Origin of the sequence: Flavobacterium sp., assembly GCF_965284515.1 — a bacterium.
GTDB lineage: Bacteria > Bacteroidota > Bacteroidia > Flavobacteriales > Flavobacteriaceae > Flavobacterium.
In genome coordinates this window covers 1910170-1932248 of sequence record NZ_OZ260089.1, presented here as the reverse complement: position 1 = coordinate 1932248, position 22079 = coordinate 1910170, and the positions used below count along the sequence as shown (strand labels likewise).

The following is a 22079-nucleotide window of genomic DNA, read 5'->3' as shown; positions in this document are numbered from 1 at the left end:
AGAGATTAGAAAAAGAACAAAGAGAAAAGACTGAAAAAATGAACAAAATATACAACCCACAACCACAAAACTGGTCTGAAATTTTAAAAAGACCAACACAATCTTTTACAGATGTAGAAGAAACTGTAAAACAAATTTTTAAAGAAGTGCAACAAAAGGGAGATAAAGCTATTTCAAAATATTCATCATTATTTGATGGAGCTACAGTAGATAATATTTTAGTTACCCAAAAAGAAATTGAAAAAGCTAAAAAGGATATTTCTACTGAATTGAAAGAAGCAATTGAACTAGCCAAGAATAACATTTATAAGTTTCACTTTGCTCAAAAAACAGGTAAAATTGAAGTTGAAACTATGGAAGGTGTATCATGTTGGCAAGAGAAACGTCCTATTCAAAAAGTGGGCTTATATATTCCTGGCGGAACTGCTCCTTTATTTTCAACTGTTTTGATGTTAGCTGTTCCTGCTCAAATTGCAGGATGTAAAGAAATTATATTATGTACACCACCAGATAAAAATGGAAATATCAATCCAGTAATTTTGTATACTGCAAATTTATGTGGAATTACTAAAATTTACAAAGTAGGTGGTATACAAGCCATAGCAGGAATGACTTATGGAACGGAAACCATTCCGCAAGTATATAAAATTTTCGGACCAGGAAATCAATTTGTAACCATTGCAAAACAATACGCTTCACAAAATGGTGTAGCAATTGATATGCCTGCCGGACCAAGCGAATTATTAGTTTATGCTGATGAAACGGCTGTTCCTTCATTCGTAGCTTCCGATTTATTAAGTCAAGCGGAGCACGGAAAAGACAGTCAAGTTATATTAGTTACTACTTCAAAAGATGTTTTAAAAAATGTGGAAGAAGAAGTGTATAAGCAATTAGAAATATTACCAAGAAAAGAAATTGCGCAAGTTGCTATTAATAATTCTAAATTAATATTTGTTGAAAATAAATCAATTGCATTAAGTTTAATTAATGAATATGCACCTGAACACTTTATTGTTTGTTCTAAAAATGAAGATTTCTTCATTAATGGAATCGAAAATGCTGGTTCGGTTTTTATTGGTAACTACACTCCTGAAAGTGCTGGAGATTATGCTTCTGGAACCAATCATACTTTACCAACTAACGGATATTCAAAAAGCTACAGCGGAGTAAATTTAGATAGTTTTCAAAAAGCAATGACATTCCAAAAAATTTCCCAAAAAGGAATCCAGAATATTGGAAATGCTATTGAATTAATGGCTGAAGCTGAAGGTTTACAAGCTCACAAAAATGCGGTAACGTTGAGATTGAAATATTTAAAAAAATTAAAGATTTAAAAATGAGTTTCGATATAAACAATATAGTTCGTGAAAACGTAAAAAAGATGAAACCGTACTCTTCAGCAAGAGATGAGTTTCAAAATTTCACACAAGAAATGGTCTATTTAGATGCAAATGAAAACCCATATTCAAACGGATTTAATCGTTACCCTGATCCGCAACAAAAAGATTTAAAGGCAGAAATTGCAGCTATAAAAGACGTCTATGCTGAAAATATTTTACTTGGAAATGGAAGTGATGAAGTGTTAGATTTGGTTTTTAGAGCATTCTGCGAAGCAAATAAAGACAATGTTATTACATTACCACCAACATATGGTATGTATGGTGTTTTAGCAAACATTAATGCTGTTGAAAACAGAGAGGTTCTTTTAACTAATGATTTTCAGCCTAATGTAGATACAATTTTTAATGCGGTGGATAAAAACACTAAAATTATTTTTTTATGTTCACCAAATAATCCAACGGGAAATTCTTTTTCAGATGAAGCTGTTCTTAAAATTTTAAATAATTTTAATGGATTAGTTGTTATTGATGAAGCGTATATCGATTTCTCAAAAAATAAAAGTTGGTTAGTGGAATTGAGTGATTTTCCTAATCTAATTGTAACCCAAACATTATCTAAAGCTTACGCAATGGCGGGTTTGCGTGTTGGAATTTTATATGCTTCTAAAGATGTTTTAACCGTTTTAAATAAGATAAAACCTCCATATAATATGAATGTATCTTCACAAGAAAATGCAATTAGAAAATTATTACAAGGGACTTTCAAACCACAACTTAAAAAGATTTTACTTGAAAGAAAAAAACTTAAAACAGCTTTGTTAAATTTTTCATTTATTAAAAAAATATATCCTACAGATGCTAATTTTTTTCTAATAAAAGTAGATGATGCTGATAAACGATATCAACAATTTATAGATAAGGGAATTGTAGTTAGAAACAGATCAACCCAGCCTTTATGTGAAAATTGTTTACGAATTACTATTGGAACTAAAGAAGAAAACTTAAATTTAATCGAAACTTTAAAATCATTTTAAAATGGCTAAAAAAGTATTATTTATAGATAGAGATGGAACAATTGTTTTAGAACCAGAAAATTACCAATTAGATTGTTTATCTAAATTAGAATTCTATCCGAATGCATTTCAATATTTGGCCAAAATCGCTAAAGAATTAGATTATGAATTGGCAATGGTTACCAATCAAGATGGTTTAGGAACAACTAGTTTTCCAGAAGATACTTTTTGGCCAGCGCAAAATTTTATTGTAAAAGCGTTTGAAAATGAAGGAGTTACATTTAATGAAATTTTTATCGATAAAAGTTTCCCCGAAGACAATGCGCCAACTCGTAAACCTAGAACTGGAATGTTGACCAAATATTTGAATAATCCAGCCTATGATTTATCTAATTCATTTGTATTAGGCGATAGGATTACTGATGTTGAATTGGCTAAAAACTTAGGTTCTAAAGCTATTTTTATTAAAAACGAAGATAACCTTGGTGAAAGCGAAATTGCATCTTCTTTAGAAGAATTAGCGTCTACAATTGCATTAACTACAACTTCTTGGAAGACAATTTATGAGTTTTTAAAATTGGAAGAAAGAACAGCTTCTATTATTCGTAAAACAAATGAAACAGATATTGCAATCACAGTTAATTTAGATGGAACCGGAAAAAGTAAAATAGATACAGGAATTGCCTTTTTCGACCACATGTTAGATCAAATTGCGCGTCACGGTCAAATGGATTTAGATATTCAAGTCAAAGGCGATTTAGAAGTCGATGAACACCACACCATTGAAGATACAGCAATTGCATTAGGAGAAGTTTTTGCAAAAGCTTTGGGAAATAAATTAGGAATTGAACGATACGGATTTTGTTTACCAATGGACGACTGTTTAGCGCAAGTAGCTATTGATTTTGGAGGAAGAAATTGGTTGGTTTGGGAAGCCAATTTTAAACGTGAAATGATTGGTCAAATGCCAACAGAAATGTTTTTTCATTTTTTCAAATCCTTTACAGATGGAGCTAAAGCTAATTTAAATATCAAAGCGGAGGGAACTAACGAACACCACAAAATTGAAGCTATCTTTAAGGCTTTTGCAAAAGCTATAAAAGTTGCCGTAAAACGAGATACAGATAAAATGATTTTACCATCAACAAAAGGAATGTTATAATGAAAATTGCAATTATAGATTACGGCGCAGGAAATATCCAAAGCATTCAATTTGCTTTAGAACGATTAGGTTTTGAAGGAGTTTTGACTGATGATGTTACTTTTATTGAATCTGCAGATAAAGTTATTTTTCCTGGCGTTGGAGAGGCGAGTAGTGCCATGAAAAAGCTAACTGAATCTGGTTTAGATCAATTAATTCCAAAGTTGAAGCAACCTGTTTTAGGAATTTGTTTAGGTATGCAATTAATGTGTAAAAGTTCGGAAGAAGGAAATACAAATGGTTTAGGAATTTTTGATGTAGATATTATCAAATTTTCAAATGCGGTTAAAGTACCACAAATGGGTTGGAATACAATTTATGATTTAAAATCCCCATTATTTAATGGAATTAATGAAAATGATTATATGTATTTAGTTCACAGTTTCTATGCTTCTAAATCTGAAGAAATGATTGCCACAACTAATTATGAAATAGAATATGCTTCAGCTTTACAAAAAGATAATTTTTATGGTGTACAATTTCATCCAGAAAAAAGTGGAGTTATTGGAGAACAAATTTTAAAGAACTTTTTAAAACTATAAACTAACATTAAGCTAGGACTTTGAATTTGTTCTTGCTATTGAAATTGACATTGAAAATGAGAATTATACCAGCCATAGATATTATAGAAGGAAAATGTGTTCGCTTATCTAAAGGCGATTACAATACAAAAAAAATATACAACGAAAACCCTTTAGAAGTTGCCAAATCTTTTGAAGACGCAGGAATTCAATATTTACATTTAGTAGATTTAGATGGTGCAAAATCGAGTAGAATAATCAATCATAAAGTATTAGAACAAATTGCGACTAAAACCAAACTAAAAATTGATTTTGGTGGCGGTTTAAAAACTAATGAGGATTTAAAAATTGCTTTTGAAAGTGGTGCAAATCAAATAACAGGAGGAAGTGTTGCTGTTAAAAATCCGACTTTATTCAAAGAATGGATTAACCAATATGGAACAGACAAGATAATTCTTGGTGCAGATGCCAACAATAGAAAAATAGCTGTTTCAGGTTGGTTAGAAGAAAGTAACGAAGAAGTTATTCCGTTTATTCAAAACTATCAAAAAGACGGAATTTCATATGTAATTTGTACGGATATAGCTAAAGACGGAATGCTAGAAGGACCAAGTTTTGAACTATATCAAGATATTATATCACAATGTGTCACTTCGAGCGGAGTCGAGAAGATAAAACTAATCGCTTCTGGAGGAATTTCAACTTTTGATGAGTTACCCAAATTATCCGAATTAGGTTGTGAAGGAACAATCATTGGTAAAGCCATTTATGAAGGAAGAATTTCCTTAAAACAATTAGAAAATTTCATTTTAAACCAATAAACATGCTGACAAAAAGAATAATTCCATGTCTAGACATCAAAAACGGAAGAACCGTAAAAGGTGTCAATTTTGTGGATTTAAAAGATGCAGGAGATCCAGTTGAATTAGCTAAAAAATATGCAGAAACTGGCGCTGACGAATTGGTTTTTCTAGACATTTCAGCAACTGAAGAAAGAAGAAAAACTTTAGTCGATTTGGTTAGAAATGTTGCAAAAACTATCAATATTCCCTTTACTGTTGGTGGTGGAATTAGCTCTGTGGAAGATGTTTCTATATTACTAAAAAATGGAGCGGATAAGGTTTCAATAAATTCTTCTGCTGTCAAAAATCCGAATTTGATTAACGAATTAGCACAAGAATTTGGAAGTCAATGTGTAGTAGTTGCTATTGATGCTAAGAAAATCAATGAAGAATGGATAGTACATTTAGTAGGAGGAAAGGTTGCAACCGAATTAAACTTATTTGATTGGGCAATTGAAGTTGAGAAAAGAGGAGCAGGTGAAATTTTATTCACTTCCATGAACAATGATGGAACCAAAAACGGATTTGCCAATGAAGCTTTAGCTAAACTTTCAACTTTAGTTAATATTCCAATTATTGCATCAGGCGGAGCAGGAACTAAAGAACATTTTGTTGATGCTTTTATCAATGGAAAAGCTGATGCTGCTTTGGCTGCGAGTGTTTTTCACTTTCAAGAAATTGAAATTCCTGAATTAAAGCAATATTTAAAAGAACAAAATATTGAAGTTAGATTATAGTTCTCGATACAATTTTTGAAATGTCGATTAGAGTTTTCAGATTTCATCTGAAAGTATCGAGAAAAGTTTCAAAAATTACTCGAAAAGACGAATATAAATATAAAAATAATTATGAAAATAGATTTTACAAAAAACACAAACGGGTTAATTCCAGCAATTATTCAAGACAATGAAACTAAAAATGTTTTAATGTTGGGTTACATGAATCAAGAAGCTTTAGATAAAACTTTGGAAATAAATAAAGTTACTTTTTTTAGTCGTTCAAAAAACAGATTATGGACAAAAGGCGAGGAGAGTGGCAACTTTCTAAACTTAGTTTCTATTAAAAATGATTGTGATAACGATACACTTTTAATTCAAGTAAATCCAGTAGGACCAACTTGTCATACAGGTTTAGATACTTGTTGGCAAGAAACTAATAATCAGAACTTTGGATTCATTTCTAAATTAGAAAATACTATTCAAGAACGCAAAGAAAATGCCGATTCTGAAAAGAGTTATGTAGCCAGTCTATTTGCTAAAGGAATGAATAAAATTGCTCAAAAAGTTGGAGAAGAAGCGGTTGAAGTAGTTATAGAAGCAAAAGACAATAACGACGATTTATTCTTATCAGAAAGTGCTGATTTATTTTTTCACTACTTAATTTTATTACAAGCAAAAGGGTTTCAATTAAATGATGTTGTAAATGTTTTAAAAGGAAGAGATAAGAAATAAAGGTTAATAATCATCTGAAGTATTCGGGAATTTCTTAAACTTTTGTACCTTTAAAATAAAAATGAAATTTCACACACGAAAATGGGTTAAGCCCGAAGATTTAAATGCAAACGGAACTTTATTTGGTGGCAGGTTATTGGCTTGGGTAGATGAAGAAGCTGCTTTATATTCGATTGTGCAATTAGAAAACCCAAAAGTAGTTACCAAATTTATGAGCGAAATAAACTTTATGAGTGCTGCAAAACAAGGAGATATTGTTGAAATAGGATTAGAAGTTATTAAATTTGGAACTTCTTCACTTGTTCTTAATTGTGAGGTTAGAAACATGATGACAAGAGAAGCAATAATTACAATTGAGAATATTATTATGGTAAATTTAGGGTTAGATGGAAAGCCTAAACCTCATGGAAAAACTCAAATAGAGTACATATCAAACAGATTAAGTAAATAATATGCTGCCTAAAACTACATTAGATTTTCTTGAAAAATTACAAGAAAACAACAACAGAGAATGGTTTGCTGAAAACAAGAAAAAATTTGATGCTGAACAAAAAAAAGTAAAAACTTTTTTTAATGAAATAGGAACTTTATTAGGTAAAGTAGATAGTATAGAGCGAATTCAAATTTTTAGAATTTATAGAGATGTTCGCTTTTCTAAAAATAAATTACCTTATAAGAATCACTTTAGTGTTGGGTTTAATCGTACAAAACCAATGCTACGTGGTGGCTATTATTTACATATTGAACCAGGTGCAAGTTTTGTAGGCGGTGGTTTTTGGGAACCCAATAAAGAAGATTTATTTCGTATTAGAAAAGAAATTGAACTTGATGCTTCAGAATTACGCCAGATAATTAATCAATCAACATTTAAAGAGTATTTTGGAACTTTAGAAGGTGAAGAATTGAAAACAGCTCCAAGAGATTTTGATAAAATGCATCCAGACATTGATATAATTCGTAAAAAACAATTTTTGGTAACAAGATCTTTTTCAGACAAAGAAGTTTTATCACCAGATTTTAAAAATGAAGTAGTTGAGACATTTAAAGCAATGCGTCCATTTTTTGATTATATGAGCGATGTTTTAACGACTAATTTAAATGGTGAAAGTATTTATTAAGCCTCAAATATTTGAATTTGGCTTTTCAGACGTTCTATTAATAAATTCATCATCCGTTTATTAATATTTGAAGAGTTTTGAATGTATTCTTTATATTCAGTAATTGTAAACATTCCCATTACAATTCCTTTTAAAGAGTTTCTAAATTTAATATCACGCTGAATAGCATTCTCAATATAATTCATTTTTTTTTCAGGAGAAAGAGTGAAAAACACACCTTTTTGCTTAGTTGCATAATTTCTAAAAACTTCAATAAATAAATCATTTTGAAATTTTAAAATAGGGCGTAAGGTTTGGTTTTGAAATTTTTCTTCTGAACTGGAGCTTTCTGTAATTGTACCAATAGATTCTCCTCTGATTTCTAAAATAGATTCGTCTTTAGTTTTCATATTTACAGTTTTTTGAATTACTTAAAGGTAAAAAAAATAACCTCCAGTTTCCTGAAGGTTATTTATAAGTTATTAAGAATAAGTTGTTAATTATTTCAATTTGAAAGTAACTTTTCTAACAAAACTTCTTGCATCTTTAGATTTAGAACCTGATAAAGAGTCTTCACCTAAAGCATTAATATTTAATCTAGAAGCATTAATACCTGCTTTTTCAATAAGATTTTTAACTGCTGTAGCTCTTCTTTCAGATAATGATTTATTGTATTCTGTATTTCCTAAATCATCAGCATAACCAAAAATATCAATTGATTCTGAAGGATTTTCATTTAAATATTTTACTACAAAGTTTATAGAACCCATAGATTCTTTACCTAGTTTAGTAGAATTTGTATCAAAATAAACATTTACATAACCACCATTGATTAATTCTTTAATATAACCATTAGATGAATTAGCTGCTAGTATTTGCTTGTTGTTATTTTGAATATAAGTTTCAAGCTCATCTGGCACACCATTATTATTATTATCTATTGATCTTCCCTTTGTATCAACTGCAACACCATTAATTGTATTTGGCTCAACATCTAAATAATCAACAACACCATCACGGTCTGTATCATTCATCATTGTTTCAATATCATCAACTCTTTGCTGAAGACTATCAATAGTTGCAAGTAACTCCATATCTTTTTTAGAATATACAGACCAATCAGCATGATTTTCATTTTTACCTAGATAAATTGAAATACCCACTGTAGCATTATATAAAGTAGAGTTAAAACCTCTGTCTTCAATAACATAACCTCCAACACCTCCTGATTTACCATCAAAAGTATAATGTTGACTGATATTATTAATCATCGTAAAATCAGCATTAAATGCTATTCTGTTAGATATTTTGTATTGTGCAGTTAAACCAATTGGCACATAAGTCATTTCATCTTTACCTGAAAAACCATTTGATTCTAAATAAGCATAACCAAAACCAGCGTGTAACTGTAAGTTTAGTTTTTCAGAAAAATCTTCAAAATTTAAAGCACGTCCTAAGTTTAAAACTCCTTGAAGACCTATTCTTGAATATTTACCTTCAAATTTTTGACTATTCTTAGCTTCTTTAAAATTATCATAACCTAAATCTAATTTTAAACCTACTTTAGTAGTAAACATATAACGTAACCCTAAATCAACATGATAAGGACTGAAATCTGGAACATAATTATTTACAGTAAAAGGAGCTGTTGGTCTACTTATTCCACCATTAATATCAATTGACCATCTGTTGAAATCAAATGTTTTTTTATCATTAGTTTTAGATTCTTCTTGAGCAAAAGCAAAAAGAGAACTAATTAAGACTAAGGCTGTAGTAATTTTTTTCATTTTTTTGTTTAATTTAATAACTGCGCAAAAATATATAAATAATGACACTAAAAAAAATCTTTTCAATGTTTATTTATATAATTATTTATTTTCTTTGAGATAATCGTATGAAAATTCAAAAACTTCTAAATCAAAATACTTTACAGATGAAATAATATGATCAAAAATATCTGCCATTATATGTTCATAATTTTCCCATTCTTTGTCTTTAGAAAAACAATAGATTTCTAATGGAATACCTTTTTCAGTAGGTTGTAAGTGACGAACCATCAAAAGCATATCATTGTTTATTCCAGTGTGGAATTGCAGATATTGAGTAATGTATTTTCTAAAGAGACCTAAGTTGGTTAAATTTCTACCGTTTAGAATACTTTTTGATTTATTGAAATCGTTTACTTCATTAAATTTATCAATTTCATTTTTTCTATGTTCTACATAGGAAGTTAAAAACTGAATATCCTTAAATGTATCTAATTCGTTGTCTTGAATAAACCTAACTGAACCAGGTTTAATTAAAATATACCTCTTAATTCTTCGCCCATCAGAAACTTGCATTCCTTGCCAGTTTTTGAAAGAATCTGAAATCAAACTATAGGTAGGAATTGTTGTTGTTGTATTGTCAAAATTTCGAACTTTAACCGTTGCCAAATTAATTTCAATAACGTCTCCATCTGCCCCAAACTTATCCATGGTTATCCAATCTCCGATTCGAACCATGTCATTAACAGAAACAGAAATACTTGCCACAAAACCAAGTATTGTATCTCTAAAAATCAATATAATGATTGCAGAAATGGAACCAAATGTTGCTAAAAAAGCGGTTTTACTTATATCAAATAATATTGTTATAAATGAAACAACACCCAGAATCCAAAGCATAATCATAATTACTTGAATGTAACTATCTATAGGCTTATCACTAAATCTTGGTTTATGCTTTAAATAATCTCTTAAAGCATTAAAAACACTTCTTATAACCCAAAGAGATAATAATATGATATAAGTTTTAATGCCTTTCTCAAAAATATCTTCCCAATAGGTGAATTGTTTTAAAATTACAGGAACTGTTTTATAAACAAATAAAAGAGGAATTAAATGGGCAACGTATTTAGCAGTCTTATTTGTTACTAAAAAATCATCAAATGATGATTTAGTTCTTGCTGCGAAAACTGAAAGAATAAGAATTAATATTTTTTTACAAACAATATCTAAAATGTAAGCTAATGCAATTAATAGAACAATATTAACAAATAGATTTGAATAGGAAGCAGTGTCTTCACTAAAATTTAAATCTTTTAAGAGAGAATATGCCCAATTAAATATTTTCATTTATTGTAACTTATTTAAATATTTTTTTTCGATATAAAAAGTCCCAAAAGGGATAAAAGAAGCCAAACTGATTATAAAAAAGGTTTTAAAACTATACTTGTTTTCATATTTAAATAAAACAGCTAAAGCAATATAAGCTATAAATAATATTCCATGAGACATTCCTATTGGAAACAAAAATGATTTGTAAAGATCAAAATTTGATGGTTTTATAAATAACATATTAGAAAATAAAGCTAAAAGTGAAATACCTTCTAATAAGGCAATAATTTTAAAGAATTTTATCATGATAATGCTGAATAAATTGCGAAACCATATATTACAAAACGAAATACACGAAGCGATGCAAATAAGAAAAAGTGTTTTTTTGAAAAATTAATCATTCCTGCTGCTAAACAAGCCATTGCAAATGGAAGTGGAAGTAGAGCTCCTACAGCAATTAAAAATCCTCCCCATTTTTGCATGTTTTTAATATGTTTAGACATTTTACCTTCAAAATACTCATTTATCAAAGGAATCAATAATAAACTTCTTCCCATTAAATAAGCAATAACACCGCCTAAATACGATAAAACAGCTAAAATGGATAAATAGAGTAGAGGTGTTTCAGTACTTTTTGTCCATGCAATAAAAATATCTGGTGGTAACAATCCGAGGAAACTTTCAGAAACAAAAAACACAGAAAAAATAGATAGATCACTAAAATTCTGAGTAATATATACCATCATTTCATTAATACTCATTACTTTATAGTTTATATAAAGTAAAATAGAAATTACAATAACTAATGGAATTATTGCTTTTTTAGTATTAGTCCAAATAAAACGATAAAATCCAGTATATTTATAATACTGATGTAAAAGTTTGAATCTTGATTTTTTAGGTTTTTCCATTTGGGTTAATTTGCAGTACAAAATTAATCTGTATTTTTTATAAATACGTTAAAGTATATATAAAAAAATCGGCACTTGGTACCGATTTATATTATGTAAAATAGAATAGTATTAAAATGCAATAAATGCATTATTGTATTCCTTTAAATCTAGTAAATTATTCTTCTTAGATAAATCTGTTAATAACGATAAAAAGTATTCAAAACTCTCTAAATCATTTTCTTTAGATATTACAGTAGTAGCTTCAGTTTCATCATCTAAAGGTTCGTCATCTGGAATTCCAATAAAAAATGCATTATTATTTTCTAAGTGTTCATATGCTAAACGAAGAGCTTTAGTAACAACAGGATTTTGTTCTTCTAGAGAATATTCTCTAATTTTTTTTAAATCTGTAACAATTGATTCTACTTCAAATTTATTTTTGATTAAATCTTTTTGAATCTTTTCTATCAATTTCAGTGCATATCTATTTTCCATAAGGCTTTATTTATAAGGTTTACAAAATTAGAGTTTATTACTTTTTTACACAACCTTTTTTTAACCTATTTTTTCACGTATTAATTATGAATTATAATATACATTATGTAAAATAGAATATTTTTAAATATATAAAAAAGAAATTGTAATTTCGTAAGATAACTGGCGTATATATGAAAAACCCAATTGCTGAAAGAATAACAGACTTTTTGAAACAATTCCACCCTTTCTCAAGTATTGAATATGTCGATTTATTAAATATTGCTAAAAATACAAGAGTTGTCTATTTAGAAAAAAATGAAATTCTTTTTAAAATAAATGATAATACACATGATTGTTTTTATGTTGTTGCAAATGGCGCAGTTGGATTATCACTTACTTCAGATTCTGACGAAGTATTAATTGATAAATGTGATGAAGGCGATATTTTAGGTTTAAGACCTTTTTTTGCTAAAGATAATTACTTAATGACTGCAAAAGCAAGAGAAGAATCGATTTTATATGCTATACCTATTGAAAGTTTTAAACCAATTGTAGCAAATAATGTTTCTGTTTTGAATTTTGTATTACAAAGTTTTGCATCAAATACTAGAAACCCATATGATAAAAGCCATAAAGGAAAATTACTTTCAGAAAATATAATTCATGATGATAGTACTACTGAAATACAACATTTTCAACCCATAAAATATACTTTAAATCCAATTACAGCTTCACCAAATGATATTGTTAAGTTTGTAGCTCAAACTATGTCGAGTAGAAAAATTGGAAGTATAATTATTCACGAAAACCGATTACCAATAGGTATCGTTACTGACAAAGATTTGCGATCTAAAATTGCTACAGGACTATATTCTATTGATGTAACAATTGATAAAATAATGTCTTCTCCCGTTATCACAGTGAATGAAAATTTATCCATCGCCGAAGCTCAAATAATGATGCTAAAATATAATGTTGGGCATTTATGTGTTACAAAAGATGGTACGATTTATTCTGAAATTTCGGGTATTATATCTGAACATGATATTGTTGTTGCTCAAGCTAACAACCCTGGTGTATTATTAAAAGAAGTCAAAAGAGCAAATAAAGTATCTGAATTAAAACTTATTAGAGAAAAAATAATTGATTTAATACAGAATTCAATTGATAAAAACATTCCTATCAATCATATAAGTTCTATTGTTGCCGAAATTAATATTGCAATTACCAGAAAAGCTATTGAACTTTCAATTGAAAAAATGGAAACTCCTCCTCCAGCCCGTTTTGCTTGGATAAATATAGGTAGTCAAGGGCGTAAAGAACAATTATTATTGACAGATCAAGATAATGCAGTAGTTTTTGAAGATGTTGCTGATGATAAGTATGATGATGTAAAAAAATATTTCCTTGAAGTCGGTAACTCTGTTACCAAAAAACTGAATAAAATTGGCTATAGTTATTGTGAAGCGGAAATGATGGCGAATAATCCGATGTGGTGTAAATCTTTAACGGATTGGAAAAGTCAGTTTAAAGGTTGGATCAATACTCCTGGTGATAAAGGAATACTTATTAATACTATCTTTTTTGATTATGACTTTGTTTATGGCGATGAAAAATTAATTGATATTTTAACCGAAACTATTTTTAAAGAATCTAAAGACAACCAAGTGTTTTATGCTTTCTTAGGCGCTGATGCTTTGAAAAATCCACCTCCATTAGGCTTTTTTAGACAATTTTTAGTTGAAAGTGATGGTGAACATAAAGATACTTTTGATATTAAAAGTAGAGCTATTTTGTCTCTTGTAGATGCATCTCGTTTACTTATACTTAGTTACGGAGTTAGAAATATTAATAACACATATAATCGCTTTTTAAAACTCTCAGAATTAGACCCTAAAAATGCTGTAATATATGAAGCATGTGCTGAAGCATTTTTGGTATTATTAAAGTTTAGAACTGAGGAAGGTCTTAAAAACACTAGTGATGGAAGGTATTTAAATTTAAATGAGCTTTCAAAATTGGATAAAGTGAAATTAAAAAACACCTTCGGTCCTATTAATGAAGTACAAGATATTATAAAGAATAAATTTCAATTAACTTACTTTACCTAAATATGAATTGGGATTGGTTCAAAAAATTTTCGAAAGAAAATCCAAAATTTTGGGAAAATTACCTATCATCATTTGAAACTCCTCTAAATGATGAAAAATATATTGTTTTTGATTGCGAAACAACTGGATTAAATTCAGAAACTGACAGAATATTGTCGATAGCTGCAGTTTCAATTAAAAATAATCAAATAATTGTAAGTGATTTTATGGAAATTTTCCTTCAACAAGAAGTTTTTAACTCTAATTCTGTTGAATATCATGGAATTTTAAAAGATGGTAAAGAAGAAAAATTTGTTGAAGCGGAAGCTGTTATACAGTTTTTAAAATTTGCTAAAAACGCAACTCTTGTAGGTCATCAAATCAATTTTGATATTGAAATGATTAATGAAGCATTAAGTAGGCTAAGCCTTGGAACACTTAAAAATCAATATATGGATATTGGTCTTATGCATCAAAAACTAATTGATGACACTACTTTAGAATCTATTAGTTTAGATGAACTTTGTAATATTTATAAAGTTAAAAAAAATGGCCGTCATACAGCATCGGGTGATGCATATATAACAGCCATATTGTTTTTAAAATTAAAGAAAAAATTGAGTATATAATTTATTTAGGTTCTAATATTTTATTGATTCTTTCAATACAATCAATATAATGTATTTTACTAACCTCATTTTTACTAGTGTTTTTAGAGCTATTTAATGATTTTTTTAAATTAATTAATTCACTTCTCACTAATGCTCTTAAATCAGATTGAGAAACATTATAATAATTACTTGATTTTGTATTCTTAATTTCCTCCTTCATCAAGTATTCCATACGTTCAATATATGCTCTTTGAAGATTTCGTCTAAAAACAGATGGAATTTCATTAGAAACTGTTTCTTTCCAAATTCCGCTTCTTAAGTTTTTTAAAAATTCTAATGCGCTATAATTATTTGAGTCTAAGTATTCCGAATCTAATAATCTCCCTATTCTATCAAGACTTAAAAGTGAATTTAAATGACGAACTTGTTGATTACTAAACTTTTCAATATATCCAGAATAATTAATATTTTGTAAATATTTTTTATTAACCATCCAAGTTGGTGTGGAAAAAGCATTACGATGAAGCCAATTTAATGCTTCTATCTGAGTAGATTTTGGAACTGCAGAATAAACACTACCAGCTTGATTTGGGTTTTTATAATCTTCATAAACGCCACCAACTTGAGTAACAACATGACCTACGTACCTACTCCAAGTACTTAACAATTCGCTATAAAGCTCTTCTAAATCATCATAATTATTTGTCTGAGAACTTGTCCAATTTGGAAGGTTTTCAGCTACAATTTTTAAGTTTTTTAAGGCATAAGTACTCGCTTTTACAGAATTATTTCCAATATCTTCAGTTTGTGATCTAGGATCAAACCTACTGCCCTGATTCCCAAATCTATAAATAGGATCATTTGCTTTATCAATAATCCATTTATTTAATATATCTTTTTCAGTCTCAATAGTCTTATCTGGTATTACTCTATACCCCCAGTTTACAGCGTAAAAATCATAAGGTCCCATTTGACGAATATATCTCACCTCTTTATCTTCTGGTTGAGCGATATAATTATATCTTGCATAATCCATTATACTAGCAGATATTCCAAATTGTTTAGTAAAAGGCGCTTTTCTATAATTTTCAACATCATATGCACAACTAGCACCCATATTATGTGGAAATCCTAGAGCATGACCAACTTCATGGGCAATAACCATTTGCATCATTTCACCCATTTCTTCATCACTTGTGTTAAGTGTTCGTGCAGAAGGATTTGAAGCTCCTGTTTCTAATAAATATCTATTGCGATATGAACGTAAATGATTGTGATACCAAATTATATCGCTCTCAATAATTTCTCCAGTTCGAGGATCTGAAACACTTGGTCCAACAGCATTTCTAGTTGTACTTGCCACATATCTTATTACAGAATATCGAATGTCTTCTGGACTAAATTCTGGATCTTCTTCTTTGGTTGGTGCTTCTTTACATACTATTGCATTTTTAAAACCTGCAGCTTCAAAAGGTTTTTGCCACTCTTCGACTCCTGCTTTAATATATTTTTTTAATTTTTCAGGTGTTGCAGGATCCAAATAATATACAATTTGTTTTAAAGGTTCTACTAATTCACCTCTTTTATATGCCACTAAATCTTTAGGTTCTAATCTCCATCTTCTTAAATATGTTTTTTCATCAGATTTTAATTCTTCGCTACCATAATCAATATGATTAACCGTAAACCACCCCACTCTTCTATCAAAATACCTTGGTGTCATAGGTTTTTCAGGCAATAAAATCATTGATTGATTTACTTGTATACTAATACTTTCCGTATCCTGCAAAGTTGGTGGTTTTGATGCGTTAAAAGTAAAATCTTGAATTACTTCAATATTTGTAGGGAATGATTTTACAGTATTAATAAAACTTCTAGAATCATCTAAATTTCTTACTTTATATAAATCCCTTAAACCTGATGACAAACCACTTATTGCCTTAACATCTGTTCCATAAAATTTTGAGACATCAATAACAATATTCATTGAATCCTTAGAAAAAGCTACTATATCAAAAGCATATAAAGTAGGTTCATAATTATTAGCCTTTACAGAAATGCTAATAGGTAAACTATCATTAGCAATAGAAGAATAAGATTTTACTTTAATAAGTATTTTATCTTGAAACTTTTCCCAAGTGATTAATTGTTCGTTAACCGAAGAACCTGCGTTTACATAACCACCTCCTAATCCTGAAGGTAATTTTGCTAAACGTGTTACAAGTAACATATCTTTTCCTAATAACTTTTTAGGAATTTCAAAGTAATGTTTATCATCAACTTTATGTGAGGTAAACAAGCCTTCATCAGATATAGTCTCTTTAGTTATAACTTTTGAATATTCTTTTATTTTACCTTCCCTCTTTTTTTCGGGAGTTACTGCAACTTGTGTTTGTGCTTTATTATTTTTTTTCTTCTTAAAAATTTGACCATGATTAGGAATACTAATAAAAAGCATAAAAATGGTTATAGTATATATTTTCTTCATATTGATATTTTAAAGTTTCCCATTTTTAATTTCTTCAACAATTTCTGGGTTTAATAATGTAGAAATATCTCCAAAATTATTAATATCTCCTTCTGCTATTTTTCTTAAAATTCTACGCATAATTTTGCCAGAGCGGGTTTTGGGTAAACCTTCAACAAACTGAATTTTATCTAATTTTGCTATAGGACCAATTTGATCTGAAATCATTTGATTTATTTCTTTTGTCAAATTATCTTTATCTCTACTAATTCCATGTTCTTTTAAAATAACATAGCCATATAGTGCATTACCTTTTATTTCATGAGGAAATCCTACTATTGCACTTTCAGCTACTGCTGGGTGCTCGTTAATTGCATCTTCTATAGGGGCTGTACCTAAGTTATGGCCTGAAACAATAACAACATCATCTACCCTTCCTGTAATTCTATAATATCCTACTTCGTCCCTTAATGCCCCGTCTCCTGTAAAATATTTTCCTGGAAAAGCAGTAAAATAAGTTTCTTTATAACGTTGATGATCCCCCCAAATAGTCCTTGCCATACTCGGCCAAGGAAATTTAATACACAAACTACCAGTTTTTTGATTTCCTTCAATTTCATTTCTTAATTCATCCATCAAAACCGGTTGAATTCCTGGTAATGGTAATGAAGCATATGTAGGTTTTGTAGGTGTAATAAATGGAATTGGTGAAATCATAATTCCTCCTGTTTCTGTTTGCCACCAAGTATCAACAATTGGGCAACGTTTACCTCCAACATGATCATTATACCAATGCCAAGCCTCTTCATTTATTGGTTCCCCAACAGAGCCTATAACTTTAAGTGAATTCAATTGATATTTTTGAACAAAATCTAATTTTTCTTTTGCCAAAGCTCTAATTGCTGTTGGAGCAGTATAAAACTGATTAACTTTATGTTTTTCAATCACTTGCCAAAACCTACTAAAATCAGGATATGACGGTATACCTTCAAACATTACCGTTGTTGCACCATTTAGAAGAGGTCCGTATAAAATATATGAATGTCCAGTAATCCAACCAATATCTGCTGTACACCAATACACATCATTCTCTTCATAATTAAAAACATTTTTAAAAGTATATGCAGTATAAACCATATAACCAGCAATTGTATGAACCATTCCTTTTGGTTTTCCAGTAGAACCGGATGTATATAATATAAATAAAGGATCCTCAGCATCCATTATTTCCGCAATATGTGAATTTAAAGCATTATCCAACAAAGGTTGAAGAAAAATATCTCTTTCTTCATTCATATTTATTGAATCATTTGTACGCTTAACTACTAAAACTTTTTCTACACATGAGCAGTTTAATAATGCTTCGTCTACAATTTCTTTAAGATTAATAACTTTATTTCCTCTAAAACCACCATCAGATGTGATAACCATTTTACAATCGCTATCATTAATTCTTGAAGCTAATGCAGATGATGAAAAACCAGCAAAAACAACAGAGTGAATAGCTCCTATTCTTGCACATGCTAATACTGCAATTGATAGTTCAGGAATCATTGGTAGATAAATACAAACTCTGTCCCCTTTTTTAACACCTTGTTCTTGTAAAACATTTGCCATTTTAGCAACTCTGACATATAGTTCATTGTATGTAATATGTAAAGCTTCCTCAGAGGGGTCATTTGGTTCAAAAATTATAGCTGTTTTCTCTCCTCTTTTTGATAAATGTCTATCAATACAATTTTTTGTGATATTTACTTTAGCATTTACAAACCATTTAAATTTTGCCTCTTCAATATCAAAATCAAAAACTTTATCCCATTTTTGATACCATGAGAAATTTTCAAATGCTATTTTGTCCCAAAACTTTCTTGGTTCACGAACTGATTTTTTATAATGTTTAAAATATTGTTCTAAACTTGGAATTTTATAATAACTCATGTAAATGCTGTTTTTATTATGAATTGTAAATTTAGTATTTGTATTGTTAATCTTCTAAATTTTTTATTTTTTTTAAAAATTAAACGACATTTTTTTTGTTAATTTATAGGATTAAAATTTAAAAATGAGATTTGATAGCTTAAAAACTGATGGTTCAGTTTTATATAAACTACTTACAGGAACAATTATACCTAGACCAATTGGTTGGATATCAACAATTGATGAAAATGGAATAAATAATTTAGCCCCTTTTTCTTTTTTTAATGCTGTAGGTGAAGATCCTCCTCATCTAATGTTTTCGACAGTTCGCTCAGGAAATAAGAACAAAGATACTTTGAATAATGTTTTGCAAAACAAACAGTTTGTTGTTAATTTAGTAACAGAAGAAACAGTTGAGCAAATGAATATGACTTCTCAAAGTGTTGATTCAGAGGTTGATGAATTTGAATTAGCTAACTTAACTCCCATTGATTCTATCTTTATTAAACCTAAACGTGTAAAAGAAAGTTATGTCCATTTTGAATGTGAAATGGTACATCATTATTTTTTGGAAGATCATAAAAATGGTGGTGCATGTATTGTTATTGGTAAAATTTTAACGATGCATATCAATGATGACATATTAATGGAAGGAAACCGAATTAATCTTGATAAATATAAGCCTGTAGCACGTTTAGCAGGTTCTAATTATAGTAAAATAGGAGAAATATTTTCTATTAAAAGAAATTAAAAGCATGAAAATAACAGTAATTGGCGGTGGTCCAGGAGGTTTATACTTTTCTATATTGACTAAAAAAGCAATGCCACATTGCGAAATAAATGTATACGAACGAAATAAACCAAACGACAGTTTTGGATTTGGAGTGGTTTTTTCAGATGAAACTTTAGGAGAGTTTTTAACACGGGATACAGAATCTTACGAACTTATTCGAAGTAAATTTGCTTATTGGGATGATATTGTTGTAGCTCGTGATAGTGAATCAGTAAGTGTTGCAGGAAACGGCTTTTGTGGCTGTTCACGTAAAACACTTTTACAATTGTTACATCAACGCTGTAAGGAAGAAGGTGTAAACTTGCATTTTGAAGCCAACGTAGAGGATTTAAGCCAATTTAGCGATAGTGATGTAATTGTAGCATGTGATGGAATTGGAAGTGTAATTCGTACACAATTCGAGTCAGAATTTGAAACAAAAGTTGAATTGAAGAAAAATAAATTCGTTTGGATGGGCTCAACAAAACCACTTGATGCATTTACTTATTTCTTTAGATCTACTCCTAAAGGTGCATTTGTTGCGCATACATATCAATACGAAGAAGGAATGAGTACTTGGATTTTTGAATGTAGTCCACAAACTTGGGAAAATTTCGGATTTGATACGTATAATGAAGAAGATACAACACAAAAAATACAAGAAATATTTAAAGAAGAGCTAGAAGGACATGGTTTGATTACAAATAAATCTCATTGGCGTCAATTTCCGCACGTTACTAATGGTAAATGGCACAAAGACAATATTGTATTGCTTGGCGATTCTAAAGCAACTGCCCACTACTCTATTGGTTCTGGAACTAAATTAGCAATGGAATGTGCCATTGCACTATCAGATGCCATTGTAGAAAATCCAAATAATATTCCTGCTGCTTTTGAAAACTATGAAAAATCGAGAAGAAATCGTGTTGAAATGATTCAATATGCTGCAAATGTATCGTTAGATTGGTTCGAAAACATGGACAGACACATGCAGCATCCATTTTACCAATTTTCATTTGGCTGTATGACGCGTTCTAAAAAGGTTACTTTCGAAAACTTAAGCATTCGAGATAAATCTTATACGAATAAAGTATTAAAAGAATTTAATGATATTAATCAAGATGTCACACCGAGCGCAGTCGAGGCACCAGCAGCTTTTTCAAAATTTAAACTACGAAATTTAGAATTACCAAACAGAATTGTCATGAGTGCCATGGGACAATATTCTGCAGAAAACGGACTAGTGAATGATTGGCATTTAATGCATTATGGAAACAGAGCAATTGGTGGATTAGGTTTAATAATTGCTGAAATGACAGCTATTTCAGAAACTGGAAGAATTACTTTAGGCTGTGCAGGAATGTATTCTAAAAATCAAATGGTTGAATGGAAAAAAACAACTGATTTTATTCATAAAAATTCGTCTTCTAAAATAGGAATTCAATTAGGTCATTCTGGAAGGAAAGGCGCAACAAAAAAGCCTTGGGAAACCGAAGATTTACAAGATAAATGGAATTTGATTTCTGCTTCTCCAATTGCTTTCAATGAAAATTCTCCAACTCCAAAGGAAATGACTTTGGAAGACATGAATATCATTACTGAACAATTCGTTCAAGCAACCATAAACGCAAATGAAGCTGGATTTGATTTGATTGAACTACAAGCGCATCATGGATTTTTATTAGCTTCTTTCCTTTCACCACTAACTAATATTCGTACAGATGATTTTGGTGGAAGTATTGAAAATCGTTTAAAATTCCCAATACGTGTGTTTAAAGCAATGCGAAATGCTTTTCCAAAAGAAAAACCAATGTCGGTTAGAATATCCGCAACAGATTGGGCTGAAAACGGAATTTCAGAAGAGGATGTATTTATAATTGCAACTGCTTTTAAAGAAGCTGGAGCAGATATTATTAATGTTTCTACAGGAAATACAGTTGCGCATCAAAAACCTCAAATAGGTAGAATGTGGCAAACTCCATTCTCTGACGCAGTTCGTAATACAGTTCATATTCCAACAATTACAACTGGTTATATTCAAGATATTGACCAAGTTAATACAATAATTTTGAACGGAAGAGCAGATTTAGTAGCTTTAGGAAGACCTTTATTATTAGATCCTAATTTTGTAAGAAATGCTCAAGCTTATGAAGATTTCAGAACTTCTGATATTCCAAAACAATACATAACAGGAACTTCCCATTTATATCCTTTAAAAGGAAGTGAACGTAAAATGATAGAAGGAATGAAAAAAGCACTGAAACCTGAAAGTCATGAAATTAAGTAATT

The 22079-nt window shown here is 29.6% G+C and carries 21 protein-coding genes; 13 read left to right on the top strand and 8 right to left on the bottom strand.

Annotated elements, in window-relative coordinates:
* Window positions 1-38: 38 nt before the first annotated feature.
* The 9 genes from hisD to ACQ65T_RS08845 all read left to right on the top strand — a co-directional run bounded on the left by hisD (window position 39) and on the right by ACQ65T_RS08845 (window position 7486).
* Complete coding sequence (hisD, locus tag ACQ65T_RS08885; RefSeq protein ID WP_430400723.1) at window positions 39-1334, top strand: histidinol dehydrogenase; 1296 nt, start codon at window positions 39-41, stop codon at window positions 1332-1334.
* Between the two features lie 2 nt (window positions 1335-1336).
* Window positions 1337-2374 (top strand): histidinol-phosphate transaminase, encoded by a 1038-nt coding sequence (gene hisC / locus ACQ65T_RS08880; protein ID WP_430400722.1) that lies wholly within the window; start codon window positions 1337-1339, stop codon window positions 2372-2374.
* Window position 2375: 1 nt separating this feature from the next.
* Complete coding sequence (gene hisB, locus ACQ65T_RS08875) at window positions 2376-3515, top strand: bifunctional histidinol-phosphatase/imidazoleglycerol-phosphate dehydratase HisB (RefSeq protein ID WP_430400721.1); 1140 nt, start codon at window positions 2376-2378, stop codon at window positions 3513-3515.
* Entirely contained in the window at window positions 3515-4096 is a 582-nt protein-coding gene (hisH, locus tag ACQ65T_RS08870) for an imidazole glycerol phosphate synthase subunit HisH (protein ID WP_430400720.1), read from the top strand. Before hisB ends, hisH begins: the two co-directional genes overlap by 1 nt.
* Before the next feature lie 56 nt (window positions 4097-4152).
* Window positions 4153-4896 carry a 1-(5-phosphoribosyl)-5-[(5-phosphoribosylamino)methylideneamino]imidazole-4-carboxamide isomerase gene (hisA, locus tag ACQ65T_RS08865; protein ID WP_430400719.1) on the top strand — a complete coding sequence of 248 codons (744 nt, stop codon included), beginning with the start codon at window positions 4153-4155 and terminating at the stop codon, window positions 4894-4896.
* Window positions 4897-4898: 2 nt separating this feature from the next.
* On the top strand, window positions 4899-5654 hold the full coding sequence (gene hisF, locus ACQ65T_RS08860; RefSeq protein WP_430400718.1) for an imidazole glycerol phosphate synthase subunit HisF: 756 nt from the start codon (window positions 4899-4901) through the stop codon (window positions 5652-5654).
* A gap of 99 nt (window positions 5655-5753) precedes the next feature.
* Entirely contained in the window at window positions 5754-6368 is a 615-nt protein-coding gene (hisIE, locus tag ACQ65T_RS08855; RefSeq protein WP_430401352.1) for a bifunctional phosphoribosyl-AMP cyclohydrolase/phosphoribosyl-ATP diphosphatase HisIE, read from the top strand.
* A 61-nt stretch (window positions 6369-6429) separates the two neighbouring features.
* A complete protein-coding gene (locus tag ACQ65T_RS08850; protein WP_430400717.1) occupies window positions 6430-6819 on the top strand; it encodes an acyl-CoA thioesterase in 390 nt (129 codons plus the stop codon).
* 1 nt (window position 6820) lies between these two features.
* Window positions 6821-7486, top strand: a complete 666-nt coding sequence (locus tag ACQ65T_RS08845; RefSeq protein ID WP_430400716.1) for a DUF2461 domain-containing protein — start codon at window positions 6821-6823, stop codon at window positions 7484-7486.
* On the opposite strand, the gene ACQ65T_RS08840 is transcribed toward ACQ65T_RS08845, so the two are convergent.
* The 6 genes from ACQ65T_RS08840 to ACQ65T_RS08815 all read right to left on the bottom strand — a co-directional run bounded on the left by ACQ65T_RS08840 (window position 7483) and on the right by ACQ65T_RS08815 (window position 11951).
* Window positions 7483-7875: a glyoxalase gene (locus ACQ65T_RS08840; protein ID WP_430400715.1), complete on the bottom strand. Its 393-nt coding sequence runs from the start codon at window positions 7873-7875 to the stop codon at window positions 7483-7485. The two genes, ACQ65T_RS08845 and ACQ65T_RS08840, sit on opposite strands and share 4 nt — an antisense overlap.
* A gap of 90 nt (window positions 7876-7965) precedes the next feature.
* Complete coding sequence (locus ACQ65T_RS08835; RefSeq protein WP_430400714.1) at window positions 7966-9252, bottom strand: OmpA family protein; 1287 nt, start codon at window positions 9250-9252, stop codon at window positions 7966-7968.
* Between the two features lie 81 nt (window positions 9253-9333).
* Window positions 9334-10581 (bottom strand): mechanosensitive ion channel family protein, encoded by a 1248-nt coding sequence (locus ACQ65T_RS08830; RefSeq protein WP_430400713.1) that lies wholly within the window; start codon window positions 10579-10581, stop codon window positions 9334-9336.
* Window positions 10582-10869, bottom strand: coding sequence for a DUF3817 domain-containing protein (locus ACQ65T_RS08825; protein WP_430400712.1), 288 nt, complete (start codon window positions 10867-10869; stop codon window positions 10582-10584). It lies immediately after the preceding gene.
* Entirely contained in the window at window positions 10866-11474 is a 609-nt protein-coding gene (locus ACQ65T_RS08820) for a YqaA family protein (RefSeq protein WP_430400711.1), read from the bottom strand. The genes ACQ65T_RS08825 and ACQ65T_RS08820 overlap by 4 nt, the downstream gene beginning before the upstream one ends.
* 111 nt (window positions 11475-11585) lie before the next feature.
* Window positions 11586-11951, bottom strand: coding sequence for a hypothetical protein (locus ACQ65T_RS08815; protein ID WP_430400710.1), 366 nt, complete (start codon window positions 11949-11951; stop codon window positions 11586-11588).
* A gap of 173 nt (window positions 11952-12124) precedes the next feature.
* On the opposite strand from ACQ65T_RS08815, the gene ACQ65T_RS08810 reads away from it, so the two are divergent.
* On the top strand, window positions 12125-14044 hold the full coding sequence (locus tag ACQ65T_RS08810) for a DUF294 nucleotidyltransferase-like domain-containing protein (RefSeq protein WP_430400709.1): 1920 nt from the start codon (window positions 12125-12127) through the stop codon (window positions 14042-14044).
* Window positions 14045-14046: 2 nt separating this feature from the next.
* Window positions 14047-14652, top strand: coding sequence for a 3'-5' exonuclease (locus ACQ65T_RS08805; protein WP_430400708.1), 606 nt, complete (start codon window positions 14047-14049; stop codon window positions 14650-14652).
* Between the two features lies 1 nt (window position 14653).
* Here the strand turns inward: ACQ65T_RS08805 and ACQ65T_RS08800 are convergent, their stop codons facing one another.
* Together ACQ65T_RS08800 and acs are read right to left on the bottom strand one after the other, a co-directional pair.
* Window positions 14654-17122 (bottom strand): zinc-dependent metalloprotease, encoded by a 2469-nt coding sequence (locus ACQ65T_RS08800; protein ID WP_430400707.1) that lies wholly within the window; start codon window positions 17120-17122, stop codon window positions 14654-14656.
* Window positions 17123-17131: 9 nt separating this feature from the next.
* Window positions 17132-19039: an acetate--CoA ligase gene (gene acs, locus ACQ65T_RS08795; RefSeq protein ID WP_430400706.1), complete on the bottom strand. Its 1908-nt coding sequence runs from the start codon at window positions 19037-19039 to the stop codon at window positions 17132-17134.
* 124 nt (window positions 19040-19163) lie between these two features.
* Between acs and ACQ65T_RS08790 the strand changes: the two genes are divergently transcribed.
* A complete protein-coding gene (locus ACQ65T_RS08790) occupies window positions 19164-19769 on the top strand; it encodes a flavin reductase family protein (protein WP_430400705.1) in 606 nt (201 codons plus the stop codon).
* A gap of 4 nt (window positions 19770-19773) precedes the next feature.
* On the top strand, window positions 19774-22077 hold the full coding sequence (locus ACQ65T_RS08785; RefSeq protein WP_430400704.1) for an FAD-dependent monooxygenase: 2304 nt from the start codon (window positions 19774-19776) through the stop codon (window positions 22075-22077).
* Window positions 22078-22079: the final 2 nt, after the last annotated feature.